Here is a 17913-nt window from a genome sequence, read left to right on the forward strand (position 1 = left end):
GGCCGGCCGATGCATTTCGCGCTGATTTCCAAGGTGCTCGGTCTGCTGCTGGTGGTGTTCAGCTTCACCATGATGCCGCCGGTGGCGGTGGCGTTTTTTTACGGCGACGGCACCGAAGGGCCGTTTCTGACCTCGTTCTGTATTTCCCTGCTGCTGGGCCTGACCCTGTGGCTGCCGTTTTTCCGCCATCGCGCCGAGCTGCAGACCCGCGACGGCTTTCTGGTGGTGACCCTGTTCTGGTCGGTGCTGGGCCTGATCGGCGCCCTGCCGTTGCTGATTTCCGACGCGGTGCCGGTGGGCTTCACCGACGCCGTGTTCGAGTCCGTGTCCGGGTTGACCACCACCGGCGCCACCATTTTGTCCGGCATCGACGACCTGCCGCCGTCGGTGCTGTTCTACCGCCAGCAACTGCAATGGCTCGGCGGCATGGGCGTGATCGTGCTGGCGGTGGCGATTCTGCCTATGCTCGGCATCGGTGGCATGCAGCTCTACAAGGCGGAAATCCCCGGCCCCATGAAGGAAGCCAAGCTCACCCCACGCATCGCCGAAACCGCCAAGGCCCTGTGGTACGTGTACCTGGCGATCACCGTGGCCTGCGCGCTGGCGTTCTGGGCCGCCGGCATGACCCTGTTCGACGCTATCTGCCACAGCTTCAGCACCGTCTCCACCGGCGGCTTTTCCACCCACGACGCCTCCATGGCCTACTGGGACAACGCCGCCATCGACTGGGTGGCGACCGTGTTTATCCTGATCGGTGGCGTCAACTTCGCGCTGCACTTCGCCGCCTGGCGCAGCCGCTCGCTGCTGACCTTCGTGCGCGACCCGGAATTCCGCTTCTTCATGGGCCTGATGCTGCTCTACATCCTGCTGGTGGGGCTGGGCCTGATGGTGTTCCACGTTCACGACCCGGTGGATCAGGCGTTCCGCCATGCCGCCTTCCAGGTGGCGTCGTTCGGCACCGGCACCGGCCTGACCAGCACCAACGCCGCCGCCTGGCCCGGCTACATCCCCTATCTGCTGGTGCTGATCAGCTTTATCGGCGGCTGCGCCGGCTCCACCGGCGGCGGTATGAAAGCGGTGCGCGCCGCCCTGGTGGCCCGCCACAGCCTGCGCGAGCTGCGCCGGCTGATTTACCCCAACGGCGTGTTCGCGCTGCGCTTCGGCAAGCACGTGGTCAACGACCGGGTGCTGCAGGCGGTGTGGGGCTTCGTTGGCGTCTACATCACCATCTCGGTGATCTTTACCCTGCTGTTCACCGTCACCGGCATGGACCTGACCACCGCCGTCAGCGCCGTGGCCGCCTCCATCAACAACCTGGGCGTGGGCATCGGCCAGGTGGGCGCCGGCTTCGCCAACATCACCCCGGCGGCGAAATGGATGATGACCCTGCTGATGCTGCTGGGTCGGCTGGAGATCTTTACCTTCCTGGTGCTGTTCACGCCGCTCTTCTGGAAACAATAGATCTGGAAGCAGTAGGTCTGGAAGCTTGACCCAAAAACCGCAAGGTGGTTGATTGAGCGGCCCTCCGCCCGCCACAGGTCCAGCATGACGGTTTCCGATCCGGCCACGGCCGTCTACCGCCAACCCGGCTTCGTGCCCTTTCTGATCGCCCGGCTGTTCGCCTCGGCGGCCATGCAGATCCAGGCCATCATCGTCGCCTGGCAGGTCTACGCCCTGACCCGGGACCCGCTGTCGCTGGGCTATGTGGGGCTGGCCCAGTTTCTGCCCATGGTGGTCCTGCTGCTGCCCGCCGGCGACCTGGTGGACCGGTTGGACCGGCGCCTGCTGCTGCATTTGAGCTGGGGCGTGCAGGCGCTGTGCAGCGCCCTGCTGATCGCGTTGTCCTGGCGCGCCGACACCGACGTCCGCCTGTTCTACGCGGTGCTGGTGCTGTTCGGCGCCGCCCGCGCCTTCACCGGCCCGACGCTGCAAAGTCTGCTGCCACAGATCGTGCCCCGCGGCCTGCTGGGCAAGGCCATCGCCCTGAACTCCTCGATCATGAAGATCGCCGTGATCGGTGGCCCGGTGGCCGGGGGCCTGCTCTATCCGCTGGGCCCGGTGGTGGCCTACAGCGTCACCCTGAGCCTGTTCGTGCTGGGCGTGCTGATGCTGTTCGCGGTGCGGATACGTTACCGGGGCGACCCGGCACCGGCGGAAACCAGCGCCTGGCGGCGCTTTACCGCCGGCATCCTGTATATCCGCCACAAGCCGGTGATCCTGGGCATTATCTCCCTGGATTTGTTCGCGGTGCTGTTCGGCGGCATCACCGCCCTGCTGCCGGTGTACGCCGAGGAAGTGCTGAATGTGGGGCCGGAAGGGCTGGGCGCGCTGCGCAGCGCCATCGCCGCCGGCGCCTTCGTGATGGGTCTGTATCTGGGCGTGCGCGCCATTCAGCGGCGCGCCGGCCTGGTGATGTTCGCGGCGGTGGCGGTGTTCGGCGTGGCCAATATCGTGTTCGCCCTGTCGCGGGAGTTCTGGCTGTCGTTCGCGGCGCTGTTCGTGGCCGGCGCCGCCGACATGATCAGCGTGTACGTGCGCCTGACCCTGCTGCAGCTGGCCACCCCGGACGCCATGCGCGGCCGGGTCAACGCCGTGAACATGCTGTTCATCGGCGCTTCCAACGAGCTGGGCGAATTCGAATCCGGGGTGACCGCGTCCTGGTTCGGTACGGTGCCGGCGGCGGTGATCGGCGGGGTCGGCACCCTGGCCGTGGTGGGCCTGTGGATGAGCGCCTTCCCGGCGCTGCGCAAGGTGGACCGCATCGAGGACGTGGCGGCGGACACACCGCCGGCCACAAAAACCTAGCGGCGACGCTCCCGCCGCCACGCCCCTCAAGCGATATTGTTGACCCGGCGGCTGCCGCGGAACAGCTGATCCATCTCGCCTTCGTAATAGGCTTCCACGCGCGGGTTCATCACCTTTTTCCACAGCGGCGGCACCAGCGCCAGCACGTACATGGCCGCGTACCCGCCGGGCAGCTGCGGACTCTCGTCGTAATGGCGCAGCACCTGGTAGCGGCGCTTGGCGTAGGCGTGATGGTCGCTGTGGCGCTGCAGCTGGAACAGGGCCAGGTTGGTAAGCAGATAGTTGGAATTCCAGCTGTGCGCCGGGGTGACCCGCTCGTAGCGGCCGTTATCGCGCACCCGACGGTGCAGACCGTAGTGCTCGATGTAGTTGATCACTTCCAGGGTGAAGGCGGCCACGAAGCTCTGCGCCACGAAGAACAGCACGCCCATCCAGCCAAACGCCAAGCCAAAGGCCACCGCGAACAGCGCGGAAATGGCATACCACCAGATCAGCTCGTTGTGGACGCTCAGGTTCTTCTTGCCCTTGCGCTCCAGGTACTGCTTCTCCAGCTTCCAGGCGTTCAGAAAGTTGTGCTTGAACGCATGGGGCAGGAATTCATAGAGCCCCTGGTTGTACTGGGAAGACGACGCGTCCTCCGGCGTGGACACGTGCACATGATGGCCGCGCACATGCTCCACCTTAAAGCCGGCGTAGGTCACCGACGACAACAGCAGGCCGCCCATCCAGTTTTCCAGCTTGGGGTCCTTGTGCACGAACTCATGGCCCAGGTTGATGGCAATGATGCCGCCCACGGTGCCGATGGAAATGATCCAGCCCAGCTGGCCGAACCAGGAATAGTTGTTGTTCACGAACACCCAGCCGGCGAAGAACAACACCGCCAGCCACAGGAAACCCATCAGGAACAGGGAATAGGTATAAAGCCGCTCCTGGCTGAGCGACGGCACCTGGACCTCCTCGTCCGGATTGGACGGGTCCTTGCCGATCAGGTAGTCCAGCACCGGAATGATGCCGAACACCACGAAGTAGATGAACCAGGCCCAGTAATCCTGGGTCCCGGCCTCGCGCCCGATAAAGGCACTCATCGGCAACAGCGGCAGCACCAGGGCCCAAAAGGCCAGATACCCCCATTTTTTTATTTTCAGCATGGTATCGGAATGCATGTTGGCGAACATGATCGGTCTCCCGTGACGTTATCAGTCCTCGATGGCAAGATTAGCAGCCTTTCTTGAATTGTCAAACAACTCAATTAGTGACATAGACAGCCGCGACGCGGATAATGGCGCCATCCACAGGAGGAGAAGATGTCCCTGAAAGCCGTCAGTCTCAGCGAACAGATCGCCGATCACCTCGGCGAGCGCATCGTGCGGGGGGAACTGGCCCCGGGCACCAAACTGCCCGAAGCGGAACTGGCAAAAAGCCTAAATGTGAGTACTAACTCACTCCGAGAAGCCTTCCGCCTCTTGGAAAAGCGTCACCTGATCGAACTGCAACCACGGCGGGGCGCACGGGTTTGCGACGTCACGGAAAGCGAGGTCCGTGACCTGTACGGCTTTCTGTTCCTGCTGCTCTCGCACATGGCCGCCCGCGCCGCCCGGGACTGGCAACCCGGCCAGATCGAGGACCTGGCCCGAATGCTGCCCGAGCTGGAACGGCACTTTCAGGCCAACGACCTGCCCGCCGCCCACCAGGTCGCCTTCCGCTTCGTGGAACTGGCCACCCGCCGCTTCGCCGATAACCGCTACCTGGCCGCCGACATCGAGGACCTGGTGCCCCTGCTCAAGCGCTTCTCCTACATCGCCCTGCAGGAAGAAACCACGGAATTCGACATGTCCCTGAAGATCTTCCAGCGGCTCCTGGAAAACGTCCTCGCCCGCAACCCGGAACAGGCCGCCGCTGACATTCGCGAATACGGGGAGAATCAGTGTCGGATCGTGCTGAGGGCGGTGGCGAAGCGGAACGCGGCTTAGCAGGCACTACACCTGCTTGATGACATGTCGAATCTGACATATCATGTAGAACATGAGCCCCAAGGACAAGCCGCTGATCTGGCTACATGGATATGTAAAGACGCCGCCTTTCTCGGCCGCCGCCAGATTAGAAGCGGGCTACCTGCTGCGTGAGCTGCAGCGCGGTGTAACACTTACCATGCCGCACTCCAGACCCATGCCCTCCATCGGCGCTCATTGCCACGAACTTCGCATCACGGACGACGATAAGATCTGGCGTATATTTTACCGGATAGACAGGGATGCCATTGTCATAGCGGAGATCCTTAAGAAGAAGACCGGCAAAACTCCGAAGACGGTAATCGATACATGTAAGACCAGATTCAGGATGTATGATGATGCATGCGAATAAGCGTAAAAAGCTTGAGGAAAGCGGCTGGAAAATCGGCAATGCGGATGAGTTCCTGGAGCTCGCCCCTGAAGAGTCCGCCTACATTGAAATGAAACTGGCGCTCAGTCAGTCGCTCAAAGAAAGTCGACGCAAGAAAAACCTGAGCCAGGTAGAGCTGGCGAAACTGATCAAGTCCAGCCAGTCTCGAGTGGCCAAGATGGAAGCCGGCGACCCGAGCGTTTCCATGGATTTGCTTATGAGATCGCTACTCGCCCTCGGCATTTCGTCAAAAGAGGTCGGGAGAGTCATTTCTTCTGGCAAGCCCCGAGCGGCTTAGGCCGACATTAGTCACCGCAGCTCAATCATTCTCGCTCGCGGTCATCGGCTTTTGTTTGAACCATTGGATCTGCCCACAGGATGTGCATTCCGGGGTCGTCGCCCTTCGGTTCAGCCAATCGAGGTTCAAGAACGTCGCAACCAAGTGTTGAGTTGAACCTGACGACTTGAGAAGGATTCGCCTCCACAATGGACGCACTTAACCTGCTTGCCCGCCGCATGAAATTTCATTCCCGGCCCCTTTATCAGCTCGACGGCAGATCGGTTCCGGCCCTCAACGTAGCCACTGATAAGAGAAACACCCAAAACCGTGGCCACGGAAGCGAACATGATCATCAGCCCTGCCGTGTTATCCATATTTTTTGCCCATCACCGCGCGCAATAGTATTTTTCTTTTCATTTAACCCGCCCCCCTGCTCGCTATGAATCCTCACTGGCAGTGGTGACTATCTGAATATAAACCACCTTTGGGGTGCTCTTGAAGGAGGCAGAGACAACCTCTCTCGCAATTTCTTCTAGATGGGACACGCTTTCATTACGCACATCTTCTGCTCTAAGAATCAGCGTCACTTGTGATAGAACACCATTGTGGATGTTGAAACCCAGCTGAGACTGCCACCCATATTTTTCCTTAACATAGTTTTGTGCTGCTTCCTGCTTATTGAAAATTTCTTTCATGTCACTAGCAGCATCACAGCCCAAAAGCACCATACTCAAAGCAAAAAACAGGAGAATTCTTTTCACTGATACCCCCCCGCTGTAGTAATAAGGCCGGCGCCGGCAAACCTGGCGAAAGTCGACCTTTTCGTGGACAGAATGTATTTGATCGGCCGGTCATGCATCACGCTTGAACCCCCGGATTTGCTTTCCCCGAAGCAGCAAATATAGCGCAAACCCCATCGCCACACCCGGCACAATGCCAAGCAACAGGCAAACCCACCCCCTTCGGACCTCATAGGCCCTGGCTTCATAAGCCACCCAGACAGCAAGAATGACCCAGCACACAAGCACATCCATCGAATAGCCGCTCGAATAGGGGTTCACGAAACCTGCCGTGAACGCGCCCCCCTACATCGGGGTTCTCAGGTCATGCCAAAAAGCGCCAAGTCGACAGCCCCGAACAAAGCCCTGCCGCAAAAGCACAAAAAACGCGGCCGAAACCGCGTTCTTATGTCGGTACCGCACGCGCTGTGCGCGGTGGCCGAAGGTCTGCCCGCCTGCCTGAGGCGGGTATTTTTACCAGGTCACGCTGAAGTCGGTGACGCGGCCGCTTTTCCAGAGGTTTTTGGCACCGCTGGGCGGCAGACAGCTGGTGCGACGGTTGCCGTCGAAGCCACAGAGGGCTTCGTCCCAGTCGGGGGAACCGGAGGTGTTGTAGCCGTAGGCGCCGTTGGCTTGGGGAACCGCCGGCTTGAGCCTTACGTAGCCGCGGCCGCCGCTGCCGTCTTCGACTTTGAGCCAGATGGTGGTGGAGGACGGGAGCGAGCAGTTGCCGTTGCCGGTCCATTTGTAGGAGCCGCTGACGGTGGGTTCGCCCATGAGGCTGTCCAGTTTATAGATGACCTGTATGTTGCTGACCTGGCAGTTGCCGACGCGGATGTTGCTTTGGCTTTGGGAGCCGGAGCCGGGGCCGACGGCGAGGGCGGCCACCGGGGCGGCGAGGAGGAGCAGGGCGAGGCCCCGTTGGAGTGAGGTGGAGTGGATCATGGTGCGTCCCCAAAGTTAATGAAAGAGATGCACTGGATGATCCGGGTTGGTTTCTCGTCGCGCATGCCCCATTTGGGGTATGGCTTCAGTCGGCCGGGCCCGGCGCCGGGACGCTGTGCGTGGTGGCACAGGGCTCCATGGTGGCGCCGGCGGCCTGGCCGGGGTCAGCGGCCGAGAATATCCCGCGCGATGATTTCTTTCATGATCTCGCTGGTGCCGCCGTAGATGCGCTGGATGCGGGCGTCCACGAAGTCGCGGGAGATGGGGTATTCCTTCATGTAGCCGTAGCCGCCGAACAGTTGCAGGCATTGGTCGGCGACCTTGCCTTGCAGTTCGGTGGTGGTGAGTTTGGCGATGGAGGCGTTGGTGGTGCTGAGTTCGCCGCGGTCGTATTGGTCGGTGCATTGGGCGCAGAAGGCTTTGTTGACCTGGACCTGGGCGTGCAGGTCCGCCAGCACGAAGCGGGTGTTCTGGAATTTGCTGATGGATTGGCCGAAGGCCTGGCGTTCCTGGGTGTAGGCCACGGTGCGGTCGATCATGCCTTCGCAGGCGGCGACGGCGCCGAGGGCAAGGATCAGGCGTTCGCGGGGCAGTTCGTTCATCAGGTTGAAGAAGCCTTTGCCTTCGCCGCCGAGGATCTGGTCGGCGCCGACCTGGACGCCTTCGAAGAACAGCTCCGAGGTGTCGGCGGCGTGGTGACCCATTTTCTCCAGGTTGCGGCCCCGGGAGAAGCCGGGGAGGGAGGCGTCCACGGTGAACAGGGTGACGCCTTTGGCGCCGGCGTTGGGGTCCGTTTTGGTGGCGAGCACGATGACGTCGCAGTGCTGGCCGTTGGTGATAAAGGTTTTCTGGCCGTTGATGACGTAACCGGCGCCGTCTTTTTCGGCGCGGGTTTTCATGGCCTGCAGGTCGGAGCCGGCGCCGGGTTCGGTCATGCCGATGGAGCCCACGGCTTCACCGGTGACCATTTTCGGCAGCCAGGCTTGTTTTTGTTCCTCGGTGCCCAGGTGGAGGATGTAGGGGGCGACGATGTCGGAGTGCACGGACAGGTTGGAGGCCAGGGCGCCGAAGCCCATGCGCGAGGCTTCTTCCACCATCACGGCGGAGAGCCGGAAGTCGGCGCCGAAGCCGCCGTATTGCTCGGGCACGTCCACGCACAGCAGGCCGTTTTCGCCCATGCGGTTCCAGAGTTCGCGGGGCAGTTTTTCGTCCTTTTCCCACTGGTCGTAGTGGGGCTGTACTTCCTTCTCCAGGAACTTGCGGACGTTGTCGCGAAACAGGTCGATTTCGTTCTGATCAAGCATGGCTCGCCCTCTCTGCGTTGGCGGAAAAAGGCGGCCCCTGGCCGCCGGGGAGGGCGACAGTTTAGCGATTCGGCACCGCCCGGTCGCCGGCCAGGCGTGGCCGGCCGGTCACGGCGGCGGGCTAGGCGTCCGGGTCGACGGTGACGTCGGCGCGCAGGGAGTTGGCCACGAAGCAGTTGCGGTGGGCGGCGTCGTGCAGCTTCTTCAGGGCCGCCGCGTCCGGGTCGGTTTCGAACACCACCCGGGGACGCAGCTCGATGCGGGTGATCGCCAGGCGGCCTTCCTCGTTCTTTTCCACCACGCCATGGGGCCGGTCCACGTAGCTGAGCACCTTGAGGCGCTGTTTGGCGGCGATGGACAGGAAGGTGAGCATGTGACAGCTGGCGGTGGCGGCGATCACCGCTTCGTCCGGGTTGACCCGGTTGCCGGAGCCGAAGAATTCCGGCGACGCGGAGGCGGAAATCACCTCGCCGCCGGCGAAGGTCCATTCATGGGAACGGTCGAAGGTTTCATAGTCGAAGCTGGCATCCGGTGCCAGGTGCCAGGCCACGGTCGCGCCGTATTCACTCATGGTGCCTCTCCCCTCGTTCTGGTTTTACCTCCAACCATGCTATGTCCGTGCGCCAGTGGCAATACTGTGCCAGATCAATCGATCCGCAATCGCTCCGCCACCGCCCGCGCCACCCGGGGGCTGTAGAGCAGGGCGCAGTGGCCGAGATAGGGCAGGCAGAGGTTGTCCGCCGCGTCGGACAGGGTGGCGGTGGCCGCCGGCATCACGAAATTGTCCATGTCCGAGTAGAGGCAGTGGAAACGCGCGCCGCCGGGGCATTCGCCGCCGTCCGCCAGTTCCCGCACGAAGGGGCTGCGGTAACGCATCTGGGCGGCGGCACCCCGGGCCGGGAACAGGGCGGCGATGCGCGTGCCGTGGTGGGGGCTGCCCAGGGTGATCACGGTGCGCACCCGGCCGGCCAGGCCCAGGTTCTTGATCGCGTAGCGGCTCAGCGGGCCGCCCATGGAGTGGCACACCAGATCCACCTGTTGGGCGCCGGTGCGTTCCAGCACCCGTTCCACGTGCCGGGCCACCTGGGCGGCCAGTTTGCGGGCGTTGATGTGCGGCGGCGTGTAGCTCACCGCGTAGACATTGCGAAAGCCCCAGCGCCGCAGGCGCCACTGCATCCACAGGAAATTGGCGCTGTTGCCGCCGTACCCGTGCACCAGGATCACCGGCGGCCGGTCCCAGGCGCGGCTGCGCTTGGGCGAGGCGTCCTGCACCAGACGCAGCGGATAGGTGGCCACCAGAAAGGTGAGGCTGGCCGCCTCCAGCAGCATGGCGCCCAGGGCCCGGCCCGGGCGCAGGGTGGCCGGTTCCGACTGGGGGAAATTACGCCGGTCATAGAACCAGACCAGATAGAACGCCAGGGTAATGTAGGTGGGGATCAGGGCGACCACCACCAGCACAACGGACAAAATCCAGATCACAGGAGCTCTCCAACAGCGCTTCGCCACCCTTGTTGGCATCGACAGTACCCAGGCCCGCCCCCGATCACAACGAATCGCCGCCAACCGCCGGTCCGGTGCGGCCATTGACCGGGCGGGGCGGTTGGCGTAGCGGCCGGTGGCCGCTGCCGGTCGCCCGTGGCACACTGCTGGCCCCGTGGTTCCCAGCGAGGGCCTGTTGTGACCGATACCGCCATCATCAATGAAGTGGGCCTGCGCGATGGCCTGCAGAATCAGCCCGTCCCGGTCAGCACCGACGCCAAGGCGCGCATCGCCGACGCGCTGGTGAGCGCCGGCGTGCGTTATCTGGAGCCGGTCAGTTTCGTGAGCCCGAAAGCGGTGCCCCGGATGGCGGACGCGGCGGCGCTCACCGAGCGGTTGCCGCGCCGGGACGACCTGCATTACACCGCCCTGGTGCCCAACCTGAAGGGCTATCAGCTGGCCCGCGACGCGGGTTACCCCACCGTGGCACTGGTGTTGTCCACCACCGACACCTTCAACCAGCGCAACCTGAACATGAGCCTGGAGCAGGCCGCCGCCAGCTGCGAGGCGATTCTGAAGGCAGCCCGGGAAGACCGGGTCGCCACCCGCACCTACATCTCCGGCGCGTTCGCCTGCCCCTACGACGGCCCGGTACCGGTGGCGCTGACGCAATCCCTGGCGGAGCGCATGTTCGCCGCCGGCAGCGACGAGGTGGCCATCGCCGACACCATCGGCGGCGGCAATCCGCGCCAGATGAAGGACATCATGGCGCCGCTGATCCGCGAGTTCGGCGCCGACCGTTTCTACGTGCACCTGCACGACACCCGGGGTCTGGCGGCGGCCATGGCCTGGGCGGCGGCGGACCTGGGCGTGCGCCGCTTCGACGCTTCCCTGGGCGGCCTGGGCGGCTGCCCGTTCGCCCCCGGCGCCACCGGCAACATGGCCACCGAGGATCTGGTCTACCTGCTGGAAAGCGTGGGTCTGAAAACCGGCATTGATATCCAGGGCCTGCGCGAAGCCATCGCCCTGGCCGCCGAAGCCACGGAGCGCCCGCTGGGCGGGCGCATTCTTGCGTGGATGGCGTCCCAGGAGAAACAGGGAAAAACGCCCTGTGTGTGAGGGCGGCCAGCTCAACGGGTCGAAGCGGCCTTGGCCGCCGCCATGCCCGCGAACCCTTTCGACAACGTCACCGCTTCCGTCTGGTAAACGTCCGGAATCACGTTCACCTGGTAGCGGGTGATGTCGCGCGCCACTTTGCTGGAGGTGCCGCTCAGCGCGCTCAACATGCCCACCGCCTTGGTCAGCCCGGACGTCACCTTGTCACCGGTGGTGGTGACGTTCTCGATGCTGGTGTAGAACGGCCGGGCGCTGGCCACCGGCTGCCGGGTGGCGAACACCGGCTGCTGATTGAGTTTGATCTGGCATTTTTCCTTGCCGTATTCCTTCCAGCATTTTTGCGCGGGTAGCGGCTGAAAGCGCAGGTCACCGCTCACCGCCAGCTGGATATCGGCTTTCACCTTGGCCGAGTTTTTGTTGGCCAGGCCGGCGAAGGTTTTGTGGCCGTCGGATTCCAGGGACGCGAAATCCACCAGCAGATTGATGTTCACGCCGGTCATTCCCAGGTCCTTGATCAACTGGCCTTCCAGCTGTTCGGTGGCGTCACCGGCCACCGCCTTGAAGGATTGCGCGAAGCCCTGGGCGGCGCCGGTATAGCGCGGGTCCGTGACGGTCTCACCGGTACGTGCCAGCACCAGATAGCGGGTACCGCCGCGTTTCTCTTTGTATTCGAACGGGCTGGGGCGGCCGCCGGCCTGAATCTTTCTGTAATTGGGATTGGCCTGGATCGTCGCCAGCGGCACCACCTGGAAGCCGGCGCCGGCCAGTTGCGTTTCCGCGTCGGCGCAGGCGTCGTCGGCGATGCGTTGCAGCTCGCTCTCTTCCACGCCGTCCACGGTGTAGGTCACGGTGACTTTCACATCGGAGCGACTGATGGTGCCGGTGGCCCGGTCGGCCCCGGCCCGGAAGCCACCGCTGGTGGAGGCGGAGGCGGCGCTGGTCATGCCGAACATGACGTTGCAGGAGAGCACGCCCACCTTGTTCACGCCTTGCATGTGTTTTTCGTTGTCGGCTTCGATAAAGGTACCGGCCTGGCTCGCGGCGCTGCTACTGGCGTTGTAATCCGGCGCCGGCGTGCCGCCGGTAACGGCACAACCGGATACCAGCGCGAGCAGCGTCATGGCGGGAACGGTCTTGTTCCGCGGAATTATTTTCATGATTGTCTTCCCGACTCGGTGGCGTTAGAACGCGCGGGAAAACTTCCCGCGCGTCGTGTCCATGGGTTGTTATCGCTTGAGGTTGTTATTGCCTGGCGGGGTTTCTCATTTCGAAAAGCTCGCCCCCCACCCAGGCACTCATCTTGATCACCGCCATGTTGTCGTCGAAGCGGATCTGCACCTGCCCGGCGCTGACATTGACCAGGTCCTGCGCGTCGACGTGCATCAGGAAGGCGCCGTCGCTTTCTTCCACGCCCGGGATCAGGAAATCATCCTTGCCGCCCCATTGATTTTCCCGGGGCAGAACACCACCGCACAGCTGGGTCTGGCCCTCCAGCGTGAACTGGCCCTGCTCGGTGATGGTGATGGTGTTGGTGACCGTGGTGAACGGCCCGAACGTCCCGTTGCAGGACACCTGCGCGGAACCGGTCCAGGTGCCGGCCAGGTCGGTGAAAATGTCCGGTACGCCCTCGCCATAAGCCAGCACGCTGTTGCGGAATTTCACTTCACCGTTGCCACCGGCGCTGCCTTCGATCAGCCCCGTGTCCCACTCCAGGAAGGTGTTGACGAAGTCGGTAATGGCGGTGCCCTGGTTGATGAACACCTGCCCGGACATATAGATCGGCCCGAAGCCGAAATCCGAGACCGAGAAGGGCGTCAGCGCCCGGGTGAAAGCGCCTTCGGCGGACTGGCTGACGATGGTGCCGCCATCGGCGCCCAGCAGGGTGACGGTCCAGTTGTCGGTGGTGCCGCCAATGGTCAGCGAGCCTTCGCCGTACCATTCCGGGTGCTCGGCGGGCACGTCGTAGATCGCCACCGGCCAGGTCCGCGAGATCACGCTGAGGAATTCCGACGGGGTCGGCCCGGCGTTGTCACCCAGGTCCGCCGCGGCCACGGCGCCCTGCGGCGTCGGGGGATCGGTGGGGTCGGTCGGATCAGTGGGGTCCGTGGGGTCCGTGGGGTCCGGTTCCACCGGGTCCGGGAAGGCGCCGCCGCTGGTGACGTTGGCCAGCACCGTCTGGTAGTCGCTGGCGGCGGCTTCGATGGCCGCTTGCAAGTCTTCCAGCAGGCGATCCAGGGTGTCCGCCGCCGGCGTCGCGCTGGGGGTGAAGGCCAGGAAGAACGGCGCCATCAACTGCGCGGGCGCCCAGGACGAGGGCAGCGAATAGTCGGCATCGTCCAGGCGGGTGCGCAGGGAATCGGCGGCGGCGCTCAGCCCGCCGCTCACCGCGTCCCAGTTGTCCGGATCCTGGAACCAGTCGGCCAGACTTCTGCCGTCCTGGCTGATCACCGCCAGGGACAGCGCCAGGTCGGTGAGCGGGGTGACATTGACGGTGGTCTGGGACGCGGACGGCGCGAAGGAGTGCAGCGCGCCGATACCGGCGGGCAGGTCACCGCCGGTCACGCGGAGAATACAGGGAAAATCGGCGCTCGGAATTTGCACCGTATAGCCGCCGTTGGCGGCACTGGTCACCGAGGCCACGCCGGTGCCGGACCGGCAGGTGACCTGCACGGTGGCGCCGTCGACCGGCGCCCCCACCGCCACCGAGCCGCTCAGCGTAGTGGCCTCGGGCCCGCCACCTCCACCGCCGGGGGCGGGATCATTGTCGTCGCTGTCGCCGCCGCAGGCGGCGACCAGCAACACCGTGCCGAACAGGCCGGCCAGCGGCAAAAGCCGGAAGGTAGAAAGAACGGACATGACGATTCTCCATGCACTGGATTTTATTTCGTCACATCCTAGAGCAGCGCCGGCGAGCGGAACCCCCCGCGAATAGGGGGGCTCAGTCGATGCTGATCGCCGCCATGTCGTCCGCGTAGGGAGCCACCGGTGTGGGCCTGTGGCTGTCCCGGTCGATCAGCACCATGACGCTTTCCACGGTGCCGGTGGCGACGCCGTCCACGGTGATGCCGCCGCGCAGCACAAAAGACGTATTGCCGATGCGCGACAGGCCGGTGGCCAGGGCCACTTCGCCCATGCCCCGATCCCAGCGCCCGAAACGCAGGTCGATGCGTGCCACCAGCAACCCCAGTTGCGGCTGGCGCAGCACCGACAGGGAACCGGCCCGGCCCTGCTCCGCGTACCGGGCCAGCGCCAGCTCCGAGAGCACCCGGTCCGGGTCCAGGTCCGCATAGCGGGACACCAGCGGTACCCGTTCCGGATAGCCGGCAAAGGCGCCGGCGTCCAGGGGCAGCTCCGGCGGCCAGTCCGCCGGGCCCTGGTCGCCCGCCAGGGCCGCCCGCACGGACTCGGGGAACGGCACCCATTGGTCGCCCTGCCAGGCGCCCAGCAAACAGTCCTGGATACCCACGCATTCCTCGTTCTGGAACAGGGCGGTGCGCAGATGGGCGCCCTGCCCGTCCGCGTGCAGCGCCACGGCCGCGGCGGTCACCGGGTGCGGGTAGTGGGTTTCGCCGAGAAACTGGGTGAGCGTGCGGCGCGGCCGCAGCAGCAGGTCATCGGAGTACCAGACCGGGCGGTCCAGGCGCGCCATCAGAAAGCGGGTACGCGCCTCCAGATGAAAGCTGTGCACCGCCACGTTGTTGACGTGGCGCTCGGTGTCCAGATGGCTGTAGTGCGGTGTCAGCGACAGCTGGAACGGGTAGGCGTGCGGCGTGCGCCAGACTCCGTCCGGTTTGCTTCCAGGGTTCAAAGCGGCTCTCCCAACCAATTTCAAAGCCGCAAGACTACCGCCGCCGGGGCGCCGCGCCCAGGGGCGACCATGACCGAAACCGCCGCTCCAGTGTCGTAACTGGCGGTTGCGGGGGCCCCGGGCCTGACCAATGATGGTCGATCACGCTTGTATCGAGGACCCAGCATGGACATTCCCGCCTTCAACACCCTGGCGCTGACCGTCGATGACGACGGCATCGCCACCCTGTTCCTGAACCGCCCGGAGAAGATGAACGCCTTCAATCGAGAGATGAAAGACGAGCTGCTCGCCGCCTTCGATTTCACCGACCAGCACGACGAAGTGCGCGCGGTGATCGTCACCGGCAAGGGCCGTGCCTTCTGCGCCGGCGCCGACCTGTCTTCCGGCGGCGACACCTTCGATTACAAGAAGCGCGGCGGCGAAGGCGCCAACCCGGACGACGCGCACCGGGACGGCGGTGGCCAGGTGGCGATGCGCATCTACCGCAGCCTGAAGCCGGTGATCGGCGCGGTGAACGGCGCCGCCGTGGGCGTGGGCATCACCATGCAGCTGCCCATGGACGTGCGCATGGCCTCCGAGGACGCCAAGTTCGGCTTCGTGTTCTCACGCCGGGGCATCGTCAATGAGGCGGCCTCGTCCTGGTTCCTGAGCCGGGTGGTGGGCATCTCCTCGGCCCTGGAGTGGTGCTTCACCGGCCGCGTGTTCAGCGCCGCCGAAGCCAAGGAGCGCGGCCTGGTGCGCTCACTGCACAAGGCCGACGAGCTGTACCCGGCGGCGGTGGCCCTGGCCAAGGAAATGGTGGAGCAGAGCGCGCCGGTGTCGGTGGCGGTGATCCGCCAGATGATCTGGCGCATGGCCGGCGCCGAGCATCCCATGGAAGCCCACAAGCTGGACAGCAAGGCGATGAAGTCCCGGGGTGGTTCCGAGGACGTGAAGGAAGGGGTGATGTCGTTTCTGGAGAAGCGGCCGGCGGTGTTCCCGGACAAGGTATCCCAAGACCTGCCGGACTTCTTCGATTGGCAGGGCGAGCCGCCGTTCAAATAGGCGGCCGCCCCATGGGCGTCAGTGCAGCTGGAACAGAATCTTCAGCACCTGCACGCCCAGCAACACGATCAGCGGGCTCAGATCGAGCCCGCCCATGGCCGGCAGCAGCCGCCGGCAGGGCGCCATGATCGGCTCGGTGATCTGGATCACCACCCGCACCACGGGATTGGACGGATCCGGCGCCACCCAGCTCAGAATCACCCGGATCAGCACCGCCCAGAAGATATAGTTCAGCAGCAGGGTGGCCAGCTCCCGCAACGTATAGACCAGCAACGCCGGCCCGATCCCCGACGGAATGCCCCCGGTTTGCAGCGTCATCAGCATCAGCGCCTTGACGATGATCAGCAGCACCACCAGCACCAGGGACGCGATGTCCAGCCCCCGATAGCCCGGAATGATGCGCCGCAGCGGTGCCAGCAGCGGGTTGGTGGCGCGCAGCACGAACTGGGAAATCGGGTTGTAGAAGTCCGCCCGCGCCAGCTGCAGCACGAAGCGGGTCAGCACGATGAAGATATAGATGCTGAACGCGAAATCGATCAGGAAAACCGCGGCACCCTGAGGGTTCATGGTGACTCCAGACTGTCCGTTTGGCGACAGAGTATTGGGGTAAAGCGCGGCGAATTCAAACCGGGACGCGGCGCGTCGATTTCCACCGCCCCCGACCCCGCCCCGCCATCGGTTGACATTTCATCCCTATCAAATAATGATACGTATCGTATCGTTATGTATGATCAAAAAATAAACCTGATGGCCCGCCGCCGCTTCGACACCTTCTCCACCCGGGTGCCCGGCGGCGCGATAAGGAGAACCCGCATGGCCTCGATCCTTCTTCCCCGCATCCTGGAAATCGGCGCCGGCACCCTGGCCCGCCTGCCCGAGGTGCTGACCACCCTGCAAAGCCGCCGCCCGCTGATCGTCACCGACCGGATGATGGTGGAGCTGGGCTATGTGGACCGGGTGCGCGACGTGCTGAAGCCCCTGGGCATCCAGGTGGAGGTGTTCGCCGATACCGTCCCCGAACCCACCGCCTCGTCGATCGCCGCCGGCGTGGAGCGGGTACGGCAGGGCGACTACGACGCCATCATCGCCCTGGGCGGCGGCAGCCCCATCGACAGCGCCAAGGCCATCGCCGTGATGGGCCGCCATGGCGGCGATATCCGCGACTATGCGTTCCCCCGGCAGGTCAATGAGCCGGCGCTGCCGATCATCGCCGTGCCGACCACCGCCGGCACCGGCTCCGAGGCCACCCGCTTCACCATCATCGCCGACGACCACAGCGACGAAAAACTGCTGTGCGTGGGCGCCAGCTTCATGCCGGTGGCCGCCCTGGTGGACTTCGAGCTGACCCTGTCGCTGCCGGCGCGCACCACCGCCGACACCGGCATCGACGCCATGACCCACGCCATGGAGGCCTACGTCAGCCGCAAGGCCAACCCCTACAGCGACCAGCAGGCGCTGGCCGCCATGCGCCTGATCGGCCCCAACCTGCGGCGCGCCTACCACGATGGCCAGGACCGTGAGGCCCGGGAAGGAATGATGCTGGGCGCCACCCTGGCCGGCATCGCCTTCTGCAATTCGTCGGTGGCCCTGGTGCACGGCATGAGCCGCCCCATCGGCGCCTTTTTCCATGTGCCCCACGGCCTCTCCAACGCCATGTTGCTGCCAGCGGTCACCGAGTATTCGATCCCCAGCGCCGGCCCGCGCTATGCCAACTGCGCCCGGGCCCTGGGCTTCGCCGCCGCCACCGACGGCGACGACGACGCCAACCGCAAGCTGCTGGAGGCGCTGGTTTCCATCAACCGGGAACTGCGGGTGCCCACGCCGGCGGATTTCGGCATTGACCGCGATCACTTCTTCCAGGTGCGCCAGACCATGGCCGAGCAGGCCCTGGCCTCCGGGTCGCCGGGCAATAACCCGCGCGTTCCCGACGCCGCCGAGATCGTCACCCTTTACGAAAGCCTGTGGGCCTGAGCC

18 protein-coding genes and 1 pseudogene are annotated in these 17913 nt (G+C 64.5%); 8 read left to right on the top strand and 11 right to left on the bottom strand.

Annotation, left to right across the window (positions count from 1 at the left end; translation table 11 throughout):
* Nucleotides 1-9: 9 nt before the first annotated feature.
* Nucleotides 10-1461: a TrkH family potassium uptake protein gene (locus ACLD0W_RS04565; RefSeq protein WP_410306308.1), complete on the top strand. Its 1452-nt coding sequence runs from the start codon at nucleotides 10-12 to the stop codon at nucleotides 1459-1461.
* A gap of 84 nt (nucleotides 1462-1545) precedes the next feature.
* Nucleotides 1546-2805, top strand: a complete 1260-nt coding sequence (locus ACLD0W_RS04570; protein ID WP_410306309.1) for an MFS transporter — start codon at nucleotides 1546-1548, stop codon at nucleotides 2803-2805.
* Nucleotides 2806-2831: 26 nt separating this feature from the next.
* Here ACLD0W_RS04570 and ACLD0W_RS04575 read toward each other — a convergent pair whose 3' ends face one another.
* Nucleotides 2832-3980, bottom strand: coding sequence for an alkane 1-monooxygenase (locus ACLD0W_RS04575; RefSeq protein WP_410306310.1), 1149 nt, complete (start codon nucleotides 3978-3980; stop codon nucleotides 2832-2834).
* Nucleotides 3981-4109: 129 nt separating this feature from the next.
* Here ACLD0W_RS04575 and ACLD0W_RS04580 point away from each other — a divergent pair, with 129 nt between their 5' ends.
* Genes ACLD0W_RS04580 through ACLD0W_RS04590 form a run of 3 tightly spaced genes read left to right on the top strand, consistent with a single transcriptional unit; the run spans nucleotide 4110 to nucleotide 5482 of the window.
* Nucleotides 4110-4775 carry a GntR family transcriptional regulator gene (locus tag ACLD0W_RS04580; RefSeq protein WP_410306311.1) on the top strand — a complete coding sequence of 222 codons (666 nt, stop codon included), beginning with the start codon at nucleotides 4110-4112 and terminating at the stop codon, nucleotides 4773-4775.
* A 52-nt stretch (nucleotides 4776-4827) separates the two neighbouring features.
* Entirely contained in the window at nucleotides 4828-5166 is a 339-nt protein-coding gene (locus tag ACLD0W_RS04585) for a type II toxin-antitoxin system RelE/ParE family toxin (RefSeq protein ID WP_410306312.1), read from the top strand.
* On the top strand, nucleotides 5150-5482 hold the full coding sequence (locus ACLD0W_RS04590; RefSeq protein ID WP_410306313.1) for a helix-turn-helix transcriptional regulator: 333 nt from the start codon (nucleotides 5150-5152) through the stop codon (nucleotides 5480-5482). The genes ACLD0W_RS04585 and ACLD0W_RS04590 overlap by 17 nt, the downstream gene beginning before the upstream one ends.
* A 419-nt stretch (nucleotides 5483-5901) precedes the next feature.
* On the opposite strand, the gene ACLD0W_RS04595 is transcribed toward ACLD0W_RS04590, so the two are convergent.
* From ACLD0W_RS04595 to ACLD0W_RS04620, 6 genes and pseudogenes are all read right to left on the bottom strand, one after another.
* Nucleotides 5902-6225, bottom strand: coding sequence for a hypothetical protein (locus ACLD0W_RS04595; RefSeq protein WP_410306314.1), 324 nt, complete (start codon nucleotides 6223-6225; stop codon nucleotides 5902-5904).
* 90 nt (nucleotides 6226-6315) lie between these two features.
* Nucleotides 6316-6531: pseudogene (locus ACLD0W_RS04600) on the bottom strand (DUF2834 domain-containing protein); the annotation flags it as partial.
* Between the two features lie 186 nt (nucleotides 6532-6717).
* Nucleotides 6718-7188, bottom strand: a complete 471-nt coding sequence (locus ACLD0W_RS04605) for a hypothetical protein (protein WP_410306315.1) — start codon at nucleotides 7186-7188, stop codon at nucleotides 6718-6720.
* Nucleotides 7189-7352: 164 nt separating this feature from the next.
* Nucleotides 7353-8492: an acyl-CoA dehydrogenase family protein gene (locus tag ACLD0W_RS04610; protein ID WP_410306316.1), complete on the bottom strand. Its 1140-nt coding sequence runs from the start codon at nucleotides 8490-8492 to the stop codon at nucleotides 7353-7355.
* 121 nt (nucleotides 8493-8613) lie between these two features.
* On the bottom strand, nucleotides 8614-9063 hold the full coding sequence (locus ACLD0W_RS04615) for an OsmC family protein (protein ID WP_410306317.1): 450 nt from the start codon (nucleotides 9061-9063) through the stop codon (nucleotides 8614-8616).
* A 74-nt stretch (nucleotides 9064-9137) separates the two neighbouring features.
* Nucleotides 9138-9971, bottom strand: a complete 834-nt coding sequence (locus tag ACLD0W_RS04620) for an alpha/beta fold hydrolase (RefSeq protein WP_410306318.1) — start codon at nucleotides 9969-9971, stop codon at nucleotides 9138-9140.
* A 198-nt stretch (nucleotides 9972-10169) separates the two neighbouring features.
* Here ACLD0W_RS04620 and ACLD0W_RS04625 point away from each other — a divergent pair, with 198 nt between their 5' ends.
* Complete coding sequence (locus ACLD0W_RS04625) at nucleotides 10170-11090, top strand: hydroxymethylglutaryl-CoA lyase (RefSeq protein WP_410306319.1); 921 nt, start codon at nucleotides 10170-10172, stop codon at nucleotides 11088-11090.
* A gap of 11 nt (nucleotides 11091-11101) precedes the next feature.
* Here the strand turns inward: ACLD0W_RS04625 and ACLD0W_RS04630 are convergent, their stop codons facing one another.
* The 3 genes from ACLD0W_RS04630 to ACLD0W_RS04640 form a co-directional block, all read right to left on the bottom strand.
* Entirely contained in the window at nucleotides 11102-12244 is a 1143-nt protein-coding gene (locus ACLD0W_RS04630) for a hypothetical protein (protein ID WP_410306320.1), read from the bottom strand.
* Nucleotides 12245-12329: 85 nt separating this feature from the next.
* The gene (locus ACLD0W_RS04635; RefSeq protein WP_410306321.1) at nucleotides 12330-13943 is read right to left on the bottom strand and encodes a carboxypeptidase-like regulatory domain-containing protein; all 1614 of its coding nucleotides are present in this window, start codon (nucleotides 13941-13943) and stop codon (nucleotides 12330-12332) included.
* A gap of 82 nt (nucleotides 13944-14025) precedes the next feature.
* Nucleotides 14026-14895 (bottom strand): hypothetical protein, encoded by an 870-nt coding sequence (locus tag ACLD0W_RS04640; protein WP_410306322.1) that lies wholly within the window; start codon nucleotides 14893-14895, stop codon nucleotides 14026-14028.
* Nucleotides 14896-15060: 165 nt separating this feature from the next.
* Here ACLD0W_RS04640 and ACLD0W_RS04645 point away from each other — a divergent pair, with 165 nt between their 5' ends.
* Entirely contained in the window at nucleotides 15061-15939 is an 879-nt protein-coding gene (locus ACLD0W_RS04645) for a crotonase/enoyl-CoA hydratase family protein (RefSeq protein ID WP_410306323.1), read from the top strand.
* A gap of 18 nt (nucleotides 15940-15957) precedes the next feature.
* Here ACLD0W_RS04645 and ACLD0W_RS04650 read toward each other — a convergent pair whose 3' ends face one another.
* The gene (locus ACLD0W_RS04650; RefSeq protein WP_410306324.1) at nucleotides 15958-16506 is read right to left on the bottom strand and encodes a YggT family protein; all 549 of its coding nucleotides are present in this window, start codon (nucleotides 16504-16506) and stop codon (nucleotides 15958-15960) included.
* A 246-nt stretch (nucleotides 16507-16752) separates the two neighbouring features.
* Here ACLD0W_RS04650 and ACLD0W_RS04655 point away from each other — a divergent pair, with 246 nt between their 5' ends.
* A complete protein-coding gene (locus ACLD0W_RS04655; RefSeq protein ID WP_410306804.1) occupies nucleotides 16753-17910 on the top strand; it encodes an iron-containing alcohol dehydrogenase in 1158 nt (385 codons plus the stop codon).
* Nucleotides 17911-17913: the final 3 nt, after the last annotated feature.

This window comes from Alloalcanivorax sp. C16-1, assembly GCF_046507805.1.
In the GTDB taxonomy this organism is placed as follows: domain Bacteria; phylum Pseudomonadota; class Gammaproteobacteria; order Pseudomonadales; family Alcanivoracaceae; genus Alloalcanivorax.